Source organism: Rhodococcus sp. WS1 (genome assembly GCF_003797745.1).
In the GTDB taxonomy this organism is placed as follows: Bacteria; Actinomycetota; Actinomycetes; order Mycobacteriales; family Mycobacteriaceae; genus Rhodococcus_F; species Rhodococcus_F erythropolis.
On sequence record NZ_RKLZ01000002.1, the window covers coordinates 2,449,781 to 2,465,558 of the forward strand.

Below are 15,778 nucleotides of genomic sequence, written 5' to 3' on the forward strand. Positions count from 1 at the left end.
AGTAACCAGAAGTTACTTGTGCGGGAGGTTCTGATCGTGACTGAAACACTCAGTACGAGAGGGCCGGCGCCCGGCCCTTGTTTCAGCTGACACAGCGTCACCTGACACCAGAGCCGTCCGGCCCAGCGAGCTGAGTTTGCGCGGGTGCCGCGCAGACCTAGGAGCCCAACGTGACTGCATCACGCTCCGTCTCTGCCCACTCGGCCCGGGCTGATCTATCAGCCGGGAATCATTCGGGAGATGCACTTCGCACGTACGTCTTGGATACCTCGGTACTACTGTCCGATCCATGGGCTGTCACTCGATTCGCCGAACACCACGTGGTACTCCCACTGGTCGTGATCAGTGAACTCGAAGGCAAACGGCACCACCACGAACTGGGATGGTTCGCCCGAGAATCGCTCCGCATGCTCGACGATCTACGGATCGAATACAGCCGCCTCGACCGTCCGGTGCCGATCGGCACCGAGAACGGGACACTGCAGGTCGAACTCAATCACACCGACCCTGCGGTCCTGCCCGTCGGATTCCGCACGGACAGTAACGATTCGAGGATTCTGGCGTGTGCGCTGAATCTTGCTGCGGAGGGCAAGGATGTGGTCCTCGTCAGCAAGGACATTCCGCTTCGTGTGAAGGCAGGCGCGGTGGGACTACCTGCCGACGAGTACCACGCTCACGACGTCGTGCCATCCGGATGGACGGGCATGACTGAGCTGGACGTCGCCTCGACGGACATCGACGAGCTGTTCAACGAGGGTTTCCTGGACCTCGACGAAGCGCGAGATCTGCCGTGTCACACGGGTCTTCGCCTGCTCGGTGGTTCGTCGAGCGCCCTCGGTCGGGTGACTCCCGACAAGCGCATCCAGTTGGTGCGCGGTGAGCGCGAGGCGTTCGGGTTGCACGGCCGCTCCGCCGAGCAGCGCATTGCGCTCGATCTCCTCATGGACGAGAGCATCGGCATCATCTCTCTCGGTGGTAAGGCGGGCACCGGTAAGTCGGCCTTGGCTCTGACGGCAGGTCTGGAAGCGGTTCTCGAGCGCCGCACTCAGCGCAAGGTTGTCGTCTTCCGTCCGTTGTATGCCGTTGGCGGACAAGAACTCGGCTACCTTCCCGGTAGTGAGAGCGAGAAGATGGGCCCGTGGGCTCAGGCCGTTTTCGACACTCTCGACGGGTTGGCCTCGCCAGAGGTTCTCGAGGAGGTTCTCGCCCGCGGAATGCTGGAAGTGTTGCCGCTGACGCATATTCGCGGTCGGTCGCTGCACGATTCGTTCGTGATCGTCGACGAAGCGCAGTCGCTCGAACGAAATGTTCTGCTGACAGTGCTTTCTCGTCTGGGAACCGGCTCGCGAGTGGTCCTCACGCACGACGTCGCGCAGCGTGACAACCTGCGAGTGGGCAGGCACGACGGAGTTGCGGCCGTCATCGAAAAGCTCAAGGGTCACCCGCTTTTTGCGCACATCACACTCACGCGCAGTGAGCGCTCGCCGATCGCCGAGTTGGTGACCGACATGCTCGAGGAGTTCGGCCCCACTTCCTGAGAAGTGATCTCCCCGTGCGGACTTCGGTCTGCACGGGGAGATGCCTGGGTTTGAAGTTGTTCAGTTTTGCAGCGGTCCCAGTTCGTTGTCGAGAACTTCCTGCACGACACGCATCGCCGCCAGTCCGGCCGGAGCGCCGCAGTACGCGCTCGCGTGGATCACGGTTTCGACGATCTCGGTGCGCGTCAATCCGTTTCGCAATGCCCCACGTACGTGGCCTTTGAGTTCGTTCTCGGCGCGCAGCGCGATCAGCATCCCCAGATTGATCAGACTGCGACTGCGGCGATCGAGTCCGGGACGCGTCCATACCGAACCCCAGACGTTGGCCGTCACGAAGTTCTGCAGTTCTTCGCTGTCCGTTCCCCGGGTGCGCTCGAAGGCGGCGTCGACGAAATCGGCCCCCATGACTTCGGTGCGCACAGCCAATCCGGCGTCGAAGGAGTCAGGCGTGGTGTTTTCGGACATGGCAGGTTCGCTCGCTTTCGGCAGGTGATTTCAGGCCGGAGCAAGCCTACTTCGTGTCCCGGTCCCGACGACTGCGCGGCCGACCGCGGTCACCACGCCCCACGCGACGTCTCGCAGACTGAAGTAGTCCCGCCAGACGCAGACCTTGCCGTCGCGCAGTTCGAAAGTTCCGCATACCCAGAACTCGATGCGCAACGGTCCGACGGTGAGGATGTCGGTGCGTTCGGTGAGCACCGTGGACTCGTCGCCGACGATGTGGTGCATCTCCGCCTCGAATTTCAGTGAAGGCTTGGTGACCAGACGTAGCGCTCGCACGACGGTCTTCTTGCCTCGCAGGGTGGGGAGCGAGACGTTCTGCCAGACGATGTCGTCTGTCATCAATTCGGCTGCTGCGTCCACGTCGAAATCGGTGAGGGCCGCGAACATTGCGTTCACCGTGGCTGTCGAACTACTCATGGGGTGTCCTTGGCTGATTATTCGGCCGGTGTTGCCCGGATGAAGGTACCGAGATGATCGTGATCGAAGTACTCCAAGGTTAGCGAGTTTCCGTCGAAGGTGGCCTTCGAGACCGTCCCGGCCGGTGCGTTCTCGCCGCTGAGCGGAAACGTGAAGGTGTTTCCGTCCCAGTGGGTCAGCGGATACGTCACCGCCGCGGGACCCATGGTCAAGGTCAGCGCACCGTTCTGCTGTGTCACGAGTGCGGGACCCCAGTACGGGTTGCCGTAGTCGCCGGTCAATTGGTTTGTCGGTGGGGCAGGCGCGGGGGAGGTCGGCGGTGTCTTCCCGGCAAGTTCGCCCTCGGGATCGGCTTGTGAGGCAAACGCCGCTTCGTACAGCGGGCGCCACTCGCGGGTGATCTTCCCGAACTGCACCAGATCGGCGAACTCGGCGCTCAAGGTCTCCGCGACGCCGGTGGGCGTGCCGTTGGTCAGAACGACGATGCCGACGTCAGCGGAGGGAATCGTCACGAAATTTGTCCCGGCTCCGACCAGGAAGCCGCCGGAGTGGCTGGCGGTGACACGGCCAGCGGCGCTGTCGGAAACGTTGAATCCGTAGCCGTAGAAGCCGGAGCGTTCCCCGATTTCCTGCGCGTGGCGCGAGACGATCTCCGGGTTCACTGCGGGCACGAGGGCATCCGTCTGAACGACCTGCTGCCCCTGATACTGACCGCCGGACAGCACCATGTCCAACCACTTGGCCATGTCGTTCGCGGAGGAGCTGACTCCACCGGCGGGGGATTGGGCGTCGGCGTCCCGAACCGGCCCTACCTTGTACTTTCCGTCTTCGAGGATGTGGCCCACTGTTCGATTTTCTCGGGCCTGGTAATCGGCGAACCGCGAAGACGTCGATGTCATACCGAGCGGGCCGTAGATTGTGTTCTGCGACAGCGTTTCCCAATCGGTGCCCGCCGCAGCTGCAACGGCCTCAGCGCCGGCTGTGACGCCGAAGTTCGTGTACTCGTATGTGATTCGGAATGGATTGAGCGGTAGTTGGCGTAGCTTCTCGAGCACCTGGGCCCGGTTGTAGCCCAGGTCCTCCAGTCCGTCGCCGGCGTGGTCCGGTAATCCCGACCGATGCGTGTAGAGATCGGAGATCGTGAGGTGGTCGGTCACCCACGGATCGGCAAGCGCAAACCCCGGCAGTTTCGAGATCACCGGAGTGTCCCAGTCGGCGGTCCCGATTCCGACTTCGTGGGCGACCACCGTGGCTCCTACCGATTTCGACACCGATGCCAGTTGGAACACGGTGTCGGCATCGACGGTGGCGCTCTTACCCAACTCGCGAACCCCGAATCCCTTTGCATACACAGTCTTACCGCCGTGCACCACGGCCACAGCCATGCCGGGGACGCCCGAACTTGCCATGAGATCGTTCGCGAGGCCGTCGAGCTTTCCGACCGCGTCGTCGATTTGCCCGTCCGGGATCGGCACCCCGGCGTCGAGACCGGGGCTGGCGTCGCTGACGACCGGCCCGGGCGCTGAGGTGGTGTCTGAATCGGACGAGCATCCGGCGAGCAGGGCGACCGTCAGTACTACCGGAACCGCCGCAGCCGACAGTCGCGAGCTGTTTCTACAGGTGATGGACACGAGATTCTCCCTAGCAGGGCTGTCGTCGGTACCATTCGGTCAATCCAGTATCGGGGAACGGCGGGCTGAGATACGGACAAATCGGGAAACCTTGTAGCTACTTCGGGGTCTTGGTTGCCAGACTGCCGAGAATGGAGCCTTCTGTGACCGGCTTCCAGGGGAGCAACAACGCGACCAGCAGCGCGGTGATCAGTGCTGCGCCGACCGTGAAGTACGACGCGATGGCGAAGCCTTCCAGGCACGCGGTCTTCATCGTGTAGATCAGACTGTCCTTCTGCTGCTCGAAGAGCGGACTGATGTCGCGCGAGCGGATCTCGATGACGCTGAGCACCGACTCACGAGCGAAGCCCTTCTCCTGTGCCGACATCACGGCGTCGGGAATGGCGTCGACGATCGGAGCCACCTTGGACGTGTAATACGAGGCGACGATCGAGCCGATGACGGCGACGCCCAGGGTCCCACCGAGTTCACGCGTCGTGTCGTTGACTGCCGAGCCTGCGCCGGCTTCGTCGAGGGGCACCGAGGACATGATGGAGTCGGTAGCCGGTCCCTGGACAATTGCGAGGCCCAGACCCATGAGAACCATCGAGATCACGACGGGTCCGAGGTAGGGCGTCTCGACGGTCGTCTGGCCGGCCAGGAACATGCCGCCGCTGAGGACGAGGAGGCCGAACACCATCACTGCGGTCGTGCCGAGTTTCTGTGCCGCCAAGGTGGCGACGGGAGCGCCCACCGCAACAGCGGCGGCGAAAGGCAAAGAGTGGATGCCGAATTCGAGTGGCGAGTATTCGCGAACGCCCTGGAAGTACTGCGTGATCAGGAACAAGAACCCGAACATGCTGAAGTAGCTGACCGCAATAGCCAAGGCGGGGAATGAAAACCGCCGGATTCGGAAGAGATTCATGTTCAGGATCGGCGCATCGGTGCGCAGTTCCCATGCGACGAATGCCGCCAACAACACTGTCGCAGAGAGGTATCCCGTGATGCTGAATGGCGACACCCATCCGCGATGTGGCGCGTCGATGATGGTCCACACCAGAATGACGATGCCGAGGAGCGACAAGATTGTTCCGACGAAATCGAATCGGCCGACGTGAAGCGCCTTCGATTCCGGAACAACCAGCAGCACACCGACGATGACCAGCAACGCAGCCGGAACGTTCATCCAGAACACCGAGTGCCAGGAGAAGTGCTCGAGAAGCCAACCGCCTGCCGTCGGGCCGATGGCAATCGCGAAGCCGGCCATTGCGGTCCAGGCAGCGATGGCGATGGCTCGTTCTCTGGCGTCGGTGAAGATGTTCGTGATCATGGCCAGGGTGGCCGGAAAGACCGCTGCGGCAAAGACACCCATGGCAGCGCGCGCCATGATCACCTGTTCGAGGTTGGAAGCCAAAGCGCCGACGAGCGACATCGCGCCGACGCCGATCAGACCGATGATCATCACTCGGCGGCGTCCGAAGCGGTCACCCAGGTGGCCGAAAGTGAGTAGGAACCCGGCGAAGGTCAACGTGTACGCGTCGACGATCCATTGCAGGTCACTGACGCTGGCGAACAGGTCGACGCTCATCGTCGGCAGTGCGACGTTGACCACTGTGTTGTCCAGCACGACAAGGAGTTCGGCGAGGCAGATGAAGATCAGCGCAGTGAATCGACGGGACTTGGTCATCATAGGCGCCGAGGGCGCCGGTGCAAGTGTGTGAGACATGTTTGTACGCCATCTCTGCTCCTGCGCGGACGGCAGCAGCGGTTGGAAGTAGAGGGGTTGGTCAGCTCGGGGCCGAGACCAGAGCCTTGAGGTGCGCGCCGATCCGATCGAGAGGCGCGGTGGTGTGCTGAGCTTTTGCCATCAGAGTCGCGCCTTCGATCGACGCGATCACGACGGTTGCCCACTGTGCTGCAGTCTCGGACGGCTGTCCCTGCTGCCAGAAGAACGATGTGAGAAGCGATTCCCACGAGGTGAAGGATTCGCCCGCAGCAGTTAATGCCGCCGGCGTCGACGCGCCCTCCACCGCCGCGGCTGCGACCGGACAGGAGGAGGTGAAATCGCTCTCTACCAAGCTGTTTCGAAATATTGTGACAACCGCGTCGATGATCTCCGGTGGGGAAGACTGAGCGATCATCGAACTGATGGCGGCGCTGACGCCTCGGCCGAAGTAGGCAACTGCTTCGCCGGCCAGCTGTCCTTTGCCTTCGGGAAAGTAGTGGTACACCGACCCGCGGGGAGCTCCCGAGCGTTCGACGATCTCGGTGAGCGAGGTCGTCGCGATCCCGTGTTCACGGAAGGCATTGATGGCGCCGACCAGCATCAGAGTGCGGGAATCGGAGTCGGCCATCCCGCCATCGTATGCAATCGCAGAGCTGTTCGATTCATCTGGTGCCGCTGATTCTCTTGGTACTCCCCACTTGCGACGCGCTGCGGCGATCGGACAACGCGTCTGCGGGCCGGTCATGGCAACGAGGTGTCTCGAGGTGTGTTCATCACTGCCTCCCAGTATGTCGATCGGTATAGGAACGAATCTGAGACTAGATGTAACCGACAGACACAGTCAAGTGTTGTGTGCAGGTAGTGGGTATTGATCGATATTCATGGTGGCAAAACTCCCGGATCAGTGGTTATATCGTGCGGTATAGAGCTGTTGCTTCGAGCGCCAGCTCCGGAGGAGAGGAAACGGCATGCCGGTACCGACGTCAGTTGCACGAAAACGAAGAATCGAAGTCGCAGTCGGGAAGTATTTCGCCAATCCGCTGGTCACCGGATTGAATCGGATCGGTTTGATGCCGTCGTTGATGACCGAGATCGAGACGGTTGGACGCCGAACCGGTCTGACCCGCCGAGTGCCCGTTGCGATCACCTACGACGGCGACGAGGCGTGGGTCATCGCGCAGCATGGCATCGACAGGGGCTGGGGCGCCAATATCTCTGCGACGCCGAAGGTTCGGATCCGTCGCCGCGGCGAGTGGGTGGACGGACAGGCCCAGATCATGCCGGACGACGACGTCCCGGCGCGGGTGAAGACATTCACGTCGGGGAAGTTCAGATCGGCGCTGACGGCCTCTGCCTTTCGCGGATTGCAGACCGATCCGGTCAGTGTTCGCATCAGGCTCGAACTCGATCCGTCAACCGATTGAATCAACGGGAGTTGAAGTAGTCGGTACGGAATGACCCGGTGCGTTCTCGTCGTTGACGAATGCAGCGGTGGCGCGATCGCCACTGCACACGACGAAGGAGCAGGGTCATGCGCATCGGAATCATCGGAGCCGGTCAGATCGGTGGCACGCTCACACGTAGGCTCGCTGCGCTCGGTCACGACGTGCGCGTCTCGAACTCGCGGACACCGGACACCCTTGCAGAACTGGAAGCGGAGACGGGCGCGAAGGCAGTCCGCAGCACCGAGGTCGCCGAGGGCGCCGAGCTGGTCATCGTGAGCATCCCGCAGAAGAACGTGGTCGATCTACCGGCGGGGATCCTCAGCGGTGCGGTCGCCGGTGCCCCGGTCATCGAGACCAACAACTACTACCCGCAACAGCGTGACGGTCTGATCTCGGCCATCGAGGACGGACAGACCGAAAGCGGATGGGTGCAGGAGCGCCTGGGTGTACCGGTATTCAAGGCGTTCAACGGAATCTGGTGGAAGCATCTCCTCGAGAAGGGGCTTCCCGAAGGTGCAGAGGGGCGCATTGCGCTACCCATCGCCGGCGACGACGACGCGAACAAGCAGGTCGTGTTCGATCTGATCAATCAGTTGGGCTTCGATCCTGTCGATGCGGGAACGATCGACGATTCCTGGCGTCAGCAGCCGGGAACTCCGGTGTACGGCAAGGACTTCGATCGTGAAGCGACGTTGAAGGCATTGGCCGAGGCGAGCCCCGATCGCACCGACGAGTGGCGCGCAACCACTACGGTGTAGGGAAAAGAGTGGCGGTTTCCGAAGTGGAAACCGCCACTCTGTTGTTTGTTCAGTCCTTGACCTTCGCCATCGCCAGAACGTCGAGACGCTTGTCGAGTTCTTCCTCGCTCAGCTTGTCCGGGACGAGTCCGCGCTCGATGACGACCTGGCGGATCGTCTTCTTCTCTTTGAGCGCCTGCTTCGCGACGGCCGCGGCTTCCTCGTAACCGATCGCCGAGTTGAGGGGCGTCACGATCGACGGTGACGATTCGGCGAGTGTCTTGAGGTGCTCCTCGTGCGCGACCAGTCCGCTGACACACTTGTCGGCGAACAGTCGAGAGACGTTGGCCAGCAAGGTGAACGACTCCAGCAGGTTGCGTGCCATGACCGGGATGTAGACGTTGAGTTCGAAAGCTCCGGCAGCGCCACCCCACGCGATGGCGGCGTCGTTTCCGATCACCTGAGCCGCAACCTGAGTGGTTGCCTCGGGCAGGACCGGGTTCACCTTGCCGGGCATGATCGAGCTACCCGGCTGCAGATCTGGGAGTGCGATCTCGCCGAGTCCGGTCAGCGGACCCGATCCCATCCACCGAATGTCGTTGGCAATCTTCGTCAGTGAGACTGCGATGGTCCGCAGCGCGCCCGATGCCTCGACCAGTCCGTCACGCGCGGCCTGTGCTTCGAAGCTGTTCTTCGCTGGAGTCAGCGCGTCGACGCCTGTCGATTTGACCAGCTCGGCAACAACTTTGGGGCCGAATCCATCCGGAGCATTGAGACCGGTGCCGACTGCTGTTCCGCCGATCGGCAGCTCGCCGAGGCGGGGGAGTGTTGCGTTGACGCGCTCGATGCCGGCCTCGATCTGACGTGCGTAGCCACCGAACTCCTGACCGAGCGTGACCGGCACAGCGTCCATCAGGTGGGTGCGTCCGGATTTGACGACGGTCTTCCACTCGGTCGCCTTCGTGGCGAGTGCAGCGTGCAGATGTTCCAGTGCCGGAACAAGATCGGTGACCGCTGCTTCGGTGGCTGCGACGTGCGTGGCGGTGGGGAAGGTGTCGTTGGAGGACTGCGACATGTTGACGTGATCATTGGGATGTACGTCTACACCGGCGGCCTTCGCGATGGATGCGATGACCTCGTTGGCGTTCATGTTCGAGCTGGTTCCCGAGCCGGTCTGGAAGACGTCGATGGGGAACTGATCGTCGTGCTTGCCTTCGGCGATCTCGTTCGCGGCGGCGATGATTGCGTCGGCCTTGTCCGCGTCGAGCAGTCCGAGGTCCTTGTTGACCTGCGCACACGCTGCTTTCAGCAAGCCCATTGCGCGGATCTGGGTGCGCTCGAGTGGGCGCCCGCTGATCGGGAAGTTCTCGACTGCACGCTGCGTCTGTGCCCGCCACAGCGCGTCGATGGGCACCCGAACTTCGCCCATGGTGTCGTGTTCGATTCGGAACTGTTGATCGTTGCTCTCCGTCATGGCTCCACATTGCCACTTTTGGAGGGCGGGTAGGGGACTACGTCCCCCGTGAGCGGTTAAGGAGTGCAGGGACTCCCTAACCGCTCACGGGGCGGAGCCGATCAGAACGTCGGGGGAACCGCGCCCTCTTCGCCGTCGAAGTCGACGGAGCTGTACTCACGCAGCTTCTCGAGACGGTGGTACGCGTCGATCATGCGAACGGTGCCGGACTTGCTACGCATCACGATGGACTGCGTGCTGGCGCCGCCGCCGTAGTAGCGGACACCGCGCAGCAGGTCACCATCGGTGACGCCCGTGGCGCAGAAGAATACGTTCTCGCCGGAGACGAGATCTTCGGTGGTCAGGATCCGATCGAGATCATGACCGGCGTCGATGGCCTTCTGGCGCTCTTCGTCGTCGGTGGGTGCGAGCTTGCCCTGCAGCGATCCACCCATGCAGCGCATGGCTGCTGCGGCGATGATGCCCTCAGGCGTTCCGCCGATGCCGACGAGCATGTCGGTGCCGGACTCGGGACGCGCTGCGGCGATGGCGCCGGCAACGTCACCGTCGGAGATCAGACGGATACGAGCGCCGGTGTCGCGCACGTCCTGGATCAGCTGGTTGTGACGCGGGCGGTCCAGGATGCAGATCGTGATGTCGGAGACCGACGCCTTCTTGACCTTGGCGACGCGCTTGATGTTCTCGGCGATCGGTGCGCTGATGTCGATGACATCTGCAGCATCCGGTCCGACAGCGATCTTCTCCATGTAGAACACGGCCGACGGATCGAACATCGCGCCGCGCTCGGCAACAGCCAGAACGGAGATCGCGTTGGGCATGCCCTTGGACATCAAGGTGGTGCCGTCGACCGGGTCGACGGCGAAGTCACAGTCGGGGCCGTCGCCGTTTCCGACCTCTTCGCCGTTGAACAGCATCGGCGCTTCGTCCTTCTCGCCCTCACCGATGACGACGATGCCGCGCATCGAGACGGAGGAGACGAGCTGACGCATAGCGTCGACGGCTGCTCCGTCGCCGCCTTCCTTGTCGCCGCGGCCTACCCAGCGGCCGGCAGCCATAGCACCGGCTTCGGTGACTCGGACCAATTCGAGTGCGAGGTTACGGTCCGGGGTCTCACGATGAGTGCTGCTGGCCGTCATGTGCGGTGCCTCCTGGCGCGGTCGCGGTCGACGGGGTGTGTCGACGCAGTGGTTTCTTCAGGCGTCATTGTCCCAGATGGGAGCGGCTACGTGCGCTGTCGGGTCGCCGCTGCGACGTTTTGTCTCGCTCGAAGGGGACCGGGAATCGTATCTACTGCGCAGTACCTGGATACTGGGGGTGTGGCATCGAAGAAACCCCGCATTCTCGAAGACAACAAAGACATGGTCTGGTCTCTCGTACCGTTGGTGCTGTTCTGCATCATCATTGCGGGCATCGCCAGCCAGTGCACGTTCAGTCCTGGCGGCCCGACGCAGGGGCCTATCCCGAGCGTCGACGTGGACGCTGCTCTGAACTACGACGCGAAGGAACTCGGATTTCCCATCCGTAATCCCGGTGTTCCGGACGGGTGGACCCCGAACTCCGGCAGTCGCAAAATCATCTCCGGCGACGGTGGCGGAGATTCGAGCACTGTGGGATTCATCACGACCAGCGGTCGCTACATTCAGCTGACACAGAGCAACGCCGAGGAATTCCCGTTGGTGTCACACGTTGCCGGTGGACAGCGATTCGCGACCGGAGTCGAGACCGTCGGCGCCGATACGTGGAACGTCTTCGGCGGCGAAGGTGTCGAGTCGATCTGGGTCACGGACGTCGGGGATGTTCGCCTGTTGCTCACGGGCGCGGCGACGCCGGACGAGTTCCGGATTCTTGCCGAGAAGGTCGGCGCAGCGCAGCCGATCACGCCATAGGATTTCCGGTCGGAGCGGACGTTACTCGTCCGCTTCGGCCAGAGCCTTTTCGACGCGAGCCCTGGCGCCGGCCAAATGCTCTTCACAGCGCTTGGCCAACGCTTCGCCTCGCTCCCACAGTGAGAGTGACGCGTCGAGGTCCAGGCCGCCCTGTTCGAGAATCTTCACGACGCTCACCAATTCGTCGCGGGCTGCTTCGTAGCCGAGTTCGTTGATGTCGGTGTCGGTGTCGGTGGCGTTGCTCATTTTTCTCTTCCCATCACTGCGGCGCGAACGGCGCCGTCTGCAAGTCGAACTCGAATCTGGGTTCCGGGTGGCGCGTCCTCGACCGAGCGCAGAACCTCCGGATCGCCGTCGGCGACAACACGTTGCACGACTGCGTACCCGCGGGCCAGCGTCGCGGCGGGGCCGAGAGTGGTGAGCCGGGCGCGCAGATGCTCGATCGTTCGGGACTCGGAGTCGATCAACCGAGTCACATCGCGTCGCCCGGCGGCCTGGAGCCTTTCGACCTCTTCGGCGCGACGGTCCACCGCGAGCAGCGGTGATGCCATGACCGGTCGAGTGCGCAACTGTTCGATCAGATGAGACTCACGCTTGACCCAGCTGCGCAGTGCCGCAGCGCTGCGGTCACGAAGATCGGCAACCAGAGCAGCTTCCGCAACCGCGTCGGGTACGACGCGCTTGGCCGCGTCGGTGGGTGTGGCTGCGCGCAGGTCGGCGACGTGGTCACTGAGCGGGCTGTCCGGCTCGTGGCCGATGGCACTGACGATCGGCGTCGTGCAGGCCACGATGGCGCGGCACAGCGCTTCGTCGGAGAACGGCAGGAGATCCTCGACGCTACCGCCGCCGCGAGCGAGGATGATGACGTCGACTACCGGGTTGGCGTCGAGTTCCTTCAGCGCTTCGATGATCTGGGGAACAGCAGTGGGGCCCTGCACGGCGGTGTTACGCACCGCGATAGCCACTGCGGGCCAGCGACGGTGGGCGACCGAGACGACGTCCTTTTCGGCCGCGCTGGCTCGGCCCGTGATCAGGCCGATCGTGCCGGGCAGAAACGGAAGAGGCCGTTTGAGTCTCGGATCGAACAAGCCCTCCGCGGCGAGCAAGGCGCGCAGTCTCTCGATGCGGGCCAGCAGCTCACCGATTCCCACGGCGCGAATCTCGGTGACACGCAACGACACCGTTCCGCGTCCGGTGTAGAACGAGAGCTTGCCGAACATCACCACACGCGAGCCCTCGGTCAACGGCACCGGAGAGTTGTGCAACAACTGTGGTGAGCATGTGATCGACAGCGACATGTCTGCCGACGGATCACGCAGAACGAGAAAGGCCGTCCGGGTACCGGGGCGTGCATTGATCTGTGTGATCTGACCTTCGACCCAGATGCTGCCGAGTCGATCGATCCAGCCGGCGACCTTGGCGGAAACCGTGCGGACCGGCCACGGCTGCTCAGCGCTGCTGGCGCCGGACGATCGCTGCGATGAAGCGGGGGGCGTTGCGGAAGTCACTTTGCCTTGGCTGTGGTGATGCGGTTGGTGAGCATGGTCTGGAACGGTGCGCGGGCGAGCGTCGCATTCTCGTAGTCCAGGACGGCGGTCAGCTCGTCGATGCTGAGCGTCCGGATGCGCGCACGGAGCTGTGCGAGTGTGAGGTTGGGGTAGTCGAGTTCGGTGACGATCTCGGGCTCATCGGCAGGTCCGTCCGTCGTAGCTGCCGCGGATTCGGACTCGGCGCCGGGTGCGGGCTCCTCGATGGGGGCAGTCGGCTCGAGCGAGTAGAGCGCGAAGCGTCCGGCGTTGGTCGGGGTGTCAGCGGTGGTCGACCCGGTGGAAGACGCCGAGTCCGCGGGAGCGTCGGCGTCTTCGTCGAAGACCGCCCACTCGGGCTGTTCGTCCTCGGAAGACCAGTTGATCAGTGCAAATGCCTGATCGCCCTTGATCGCCAACGAGGTGATCGACTGCTGCACGCGCATGCTTGTCTGCAGCATCTGGCTCACGGCGGTCATCGGCAGGGCGACAGCGGTGGTGGGCAACTTCTTTGCCTCTTCCATCGCGGTGACGGCGAGTCCCGCGGCAACGCGCGCCACGAACGGTGGTCGGATCATTCCCACAGCTTGCCGCAAAGCTCCGACAATCGGTAGCCGACTTGCCTGTGACGGCCGTACTCGTTTACTTCGGAACCTTCGATCGGAGCCCGAAACCGAGGTGTTCACGTTTGCCGGAGTGTCTCACGTTCGAGGTGCCAGTAGGCTGGTCACATGTCTTCGGCTGTTCCTCTCAATCTCGGTATCGCGCACTCGGCTGATTCGCCGTCCACCCGCAAGGGCAGCGCCAAGCGCGTGCTCCTTGCCGAGCCTCGCGGCTACTGCGCCGGCGTCGACCGCGCGGTCGAGACCGTCGAGAAGGCGCTCGAGAAGCACGGCGCACCCATCTACGTGCGTAAGGAGATCGTCCACAATCGCCACGTCGTCGAGACGCTCGAAGATCAAGGCGTGATCTTCGTCGACGAAACCGACGAGGTTCCGGAAGGATCACTCCTCGTGTTCTCGGCGCACGGTGTGTCTCCGGCCGTCCACGACTCGGCCGCCGAGCGGAACCTGCGCACGATCGACGCTACGTGCCCCCTGGTCACGAAGGTGCACCAGGAAGCAAAGCGATTCGCTCGCGACGATTACGACATTCTGCTCATCGGCCACGAAGGCCACGAGGAGGTCGAGGGCACCGCAGGTGAGGCTCCCGATCACGTCACGATCGTCGACGGTCCGGATTCGGTCGACGCAGTCACGGTTCGGGACGAGTCGAAGGTCATCTGGCTTTCCCAGACCACACTGAGCGTCGACGAGACGATGCAGACTGTCGCGCGCCTGCGTGAGCGTTTCCCCAATCTGCAGGACCCGCCGTCCGACGACATCTGCTACGCCACGCAGAACCGTCAGGTCGCGGTCAAGGCGATGGCTCCCGAGTGCGATCTCGTGATCGTGGTGGGTTCGCGGAACTCGTCCAACTCGGTTCGCCTCGTCGAGGTCGCACTCGGGGCGGGCGCTGCCGCGTCGTACCTGGTCGACTACGCCCGTGAGGTCGATCTCGCGTGGCTCGAGGGTGTCCAGACCGTCGGCATCACGTCGGGTGCATCAGTACCCGAGGTGCTCGTGCGCGGCGTGATCGAACTTCTTGCCGAGCACGGATACAACGACGTTCAGCCCGTCACCACAGCCAACGAGACCTTGGTGTTCGCTCTTCCCCGTGAATTGCGAGCAGCGCGCACGTCCTAGAACAAGAAAATGCGGGGCACCTTCCAGATGGAAGGTGCCCCGCATTTTTTGCTACTGGGCTCGTCTGTCAGGGCTCTTCGCGATCGCGGTACCGAACTCGCGGCGGCGGATACGCGGGAAGATCGACTCCGGGTGGGCGGCGGCGAGGGGGCAGCGGCGGCGATACGTCGTCACCCGAAGCGAAGAAGGGCTCCATCCGCTCCTCACGCCTGGGCGACGGACTGGGCTCGGGCGCCCGGCGGCGACCGTACGACGGGTAGTCGTCGTCTGCTGTCGGTCTGCTGTCCGGCTGAGGGCGACGCGTAGGCGGTTGGTGCGTGCGATCGACCCTGGGCGGCAGTGGGCTTCTCCGGGGCGGCAGCGGGCGATCGTCTTCGATCGGTTCGCGCCGGGGAGCGCTTCGGTAAGCGGGCTGTTCGTCCACCTCGGGGGCGCGGCGACGCGGGGGCCCGGGGACGGGCGCGTCCGAGACTCTGCGGCGACGCCCGGTCTCGGGCGCGGATTGTTCTCGCGTGGCAGCCGCAGAGGATTCTCGAGTGGCGGTCGCCGAGCGGCGGGAGCGGGTCGAGCGCGCAGGCCCGGTGGGACGCTGATTGAGCAGGAAGTACCGGAAACCGCCGATTATCAGCACGACGACGGTTGCGGCCAACATGATCGGAAAGCGGTTGACCAACGGGTACGCGATGTTGATCGCGATGTCGCGCAGTGCGGTGCTGTTGTCCTTGCCGATGAGCGTGTGCCCGATCGGCACCGCAGCGAAGAGCAGCAACGGAGGTTGGGCCATCGCGGTGAAAAGAGCCTTGTTCGAAGCGGCAACCACAGCGAAGAGACAGCCCAGGAAGTAGAACGTCGAGAACACCGCGGTGAGCTCGCCGCCGCCTCCGGTTGCATCGATCAGTACGCCGACGGCGGTGACACCGGCAGCAAGCAGGATCACTCCCCACCAGGGCAGGCCGGGGACGGTCACGATGAGCGATCGCTTGTCCAGCGGTACCCCGGAGCGAGCACGTTGGGTTGCAGACACATAACGACATTAGCGGTTCTTGCGTTGTCGGCCGTGTTTGTGCGGGACGTGGCTGGCGCATTTATCGGCGCGATGGCGCGATGGTTTCGGGTTCTTCGCCAAACGAACCGGACGGATTGTGTGCAGGGTCACCGGACGTTCGTGGG

General features: G+C 63.3%; 16 protein-coding genes. 5 read left to right on the plus strand and 11 right to left on the minus strand.

The window, feature by feature from the left end; all coding sequences use genetic code 11:
* Positions 1-170 precede the first annotated feature (170 nt).
* Complete coding sequence (locus tag EEB12_RS24245) at positions 171-1,538, plus strand: PhoH family protein (protein WP_003945274.1); 1,368 nt, start codon at positions 171-173, stop codon at positions 1,536-1,538.
* A gap of 60 nt (positions 1,539-1,598) precedes the next feature.
* Here EEB12_RS24245 and EEB12_RS24250 read toward each other — a convergent pair whose 3' ends face one another.
* The 5 genes from EEB12_RS24250 to EEB12_RS24270 form a co-directional block, all read right to left on the minus strand.
* On the minus strand, positions 1,599-2,003 hold the full coding sequence (locus tag EEB12_RS24250; protein WP_003945227.1) for a carboxymuconolactone decarboxylase family protein: 405 nt from the start codon (positions 2,001-2,003) through the stop codon (positions 1,599-1,601).
* A gap of 30 nt (positions 2,004-2,033) precedes the next feature.
* Complete coding sequence (locus tag EEB12_RS24255) at positions 2,034-2,459, minus strand: limonene-1,2-epoxide hydrolase family protein (protein ID WP_007726363.1); 426 nt, start codon at positions 2,457-2,459, stop codon at positions 2,034-2,036.
* A 17-nt stretch (positions 2,460-2,476) separates the two neighbouring features.
* Positions 2,477-4,090 carry a serine hydrolase gene (locus tag EEB12_RS24260; protein ID WP_141488629.1) on the minus strand — a complete coding sequence of 538 codons (1,614 nt, stop codon included), beginning with the start codon at positions 4,088-4,090 and terminating at the stop codon, positions 2,477-2,479.
* A gap of 97 nt (positions 4,091-4,187) precedes the next feature.
* The gene (locus tag EEB12_RS24265) at positions 4,188-5,759 is read right to left on the minus strand and encodes an MFS transporter (protein WP_020970254.1); all 1,572 of its coding nucleotides are present in this window, start codon (positions 5,757-5,759) and stop codon (positions 4,188-4,190) included.
* 97 nt (positions 5,760-5,856) lie between these two features.
* The gene (locus tag EEB12_RS24270; protein WP_003945239.1) at positions 5,857-6,423 is read right to left on the minus strand and encodes a TetR/AcrR family transcriptional regulator; all 567 of its coding nucleotides are present in this window, start codon (positions 6,421-6,423) and stop codon (positions 5,857-5,859) included.
* Positions 6,424-6,763: 340 nt separating this feature from the next.
* On the opposite strand from EEB12_RS24270, the gene EEB12_RS24275 reads away from it, so the two are divergent.
* On the plus strand, positions 6,764-7,219 hold the full coding sequence (locus EEB12_RS24275; RefSeq protein ID WP_020908518.1) for a nitroreductase family deazaflavin-dependent oxidoreductase: 456 nt from the start codon (positions 6,764-6,766) through the stop codon (positions 7,217-7,219).
* Positions 7,220-7,278: 59 nt separating this feature from the next.
* Positions 7,279-7,998 (plus strand): NADPH-dependent F420 reductase, encoded by a 720-nt coding sequence (locus EEB12_RS24280; RefSeq protein WP_081671569.1) that lies wholly within the window; start codon positions 7,279-7,281, stop codon positions 7,996-7,998.
* Between the two features lie 49 nt (positions 7,999-8,047).
* Here the strand turns inward: EEB12_RS24280 and EEB12_RS24285 are convergent, their stop codons facing one another.
* A complete protein-coding gene (locus EEB12_RS24285) occupies positions 8,048-9,451 on the minus strand; it encodes a class II fumarate hydratase (protein WP_003945220.1) in 1,404 nt (467 codons plus the stop codon).
* Between the two features lie 101 nt (positions 9,452-9,552).
* On the minus strand, positions 9,553-10,587 hold the full coding sequence (gene glpX / locus EEB12_RS24290) for a class II fructose-bisphosphatase (RefSeq protein WP_019744581.1): 1,035 nt from the start codon (positions 10,585-10,587) through the stop codon (positions 9,553-9,555).
* A 180-nt stretch (positions 10,588-10,767) separates the two neighbouring features.
* Here glpX and EEB12_RS24295 point away from each other — a divergent pair, with 180 nt between their 5' ends.
* Positions 10,768-11,337: a DUF4245 domain-containing protein gene (locus EEB12_RS24295; protein ID WP_029255848.1), complete on the plus strand. Its 570-nt coding sequence runs from the start codon at positions 10,768-10,770 to the stop codon at positions 11,335-11,337.
* A 21-nt stretch (positions 11,338-11,358) separates the two neighbouring features.
* Here the strand turns inward: EEB12_RS24295 and EEB12_RS24300 are convergent, their stop codons facing one another.
* The 3 genes from EEB12_RS24300 to EEB12_RS24310 are packed head-to-tail and all read right to left on the minus strand — an operon-like array spanning position 11,359 to position 13,441.
* Positions 11,359-11,583, minus strand: coding sequence for an exodeoxyribonuclease VII small subunit (locus EEB12_RS24300; RefSeq protein WP_019744579.1), 225 nt, complete (start codon positions 11,581-11,583; stop codon positions 11,359-11,361).
* Positions 11,580-12,845 carry an exodeoxyribonuclease VII large subunit gene (gene xseA, locus EEB12_RS24305; protein WP_003945258.1) on the minus strand — a complete coding sequence of 422 codons (1,266 nt, stop codon included), beginning with the start codon at positions 12,843-12,845 and terminating at the stop codon, positions 11,580-11,582. Before xseA ends, EEB12_RS24300 begins: the two co-directional genes overlap by 4 nt.
* The gene (locus EEB12_RS24310; RefSeq protein WP_141488630.1) at positions 12,842-13,441 is read right to left on the minus strand and encodes a lipid droplet-associated protein; all 600 of its coding nucleotides are present in this window, start codon (positions 13,439-13,441) and stop codon (positions 12,842-12,844) included. The genes xseA and EEB12_RS24310 overlap by 4 nt, the downstream gene beginning before the upstream one ends.
* A gap of 153 nt (positions 13,442-13,594) precedes the next feature.
* Between EEB12_RS24310 and EEB12_RS24315 the strand changes: the two genes are divergently transcribed.
* Positions 13,595-14,608 carry a 4-hydroxy-3-methylbut-2-enyl diphosphate reductase gene (locus EEB12_RS24315; protein WP_003945273.1) on the plus strand — a complete coding sequence of 338 codons (1,014 nt, stop codon included), beginning with the start codon at positions 13,595-13,597 and terminating at the stop codon, positions 14,606-14,608.
* A gap of 67 nt (positions 14,609-14,675) precedes the next feature.
* On the opposite strand, the gene EEB12_RS24320 is transcribed toward EEB12_RS24315, so the two are convergent.
* On the minus strand, positions 14,676-15,632 hold the full coding sequence (locus EEB12_RS24320) for a DUF6542 domain-containing protein (RefSeq protein ID WP_020908514.1): 957 nt from the start codon (positions 15,630-15,632) through the stop codon (positions 14,676-14,678).
* Positions 15,633-15,778: the final 146 nt, after the last annotated feature.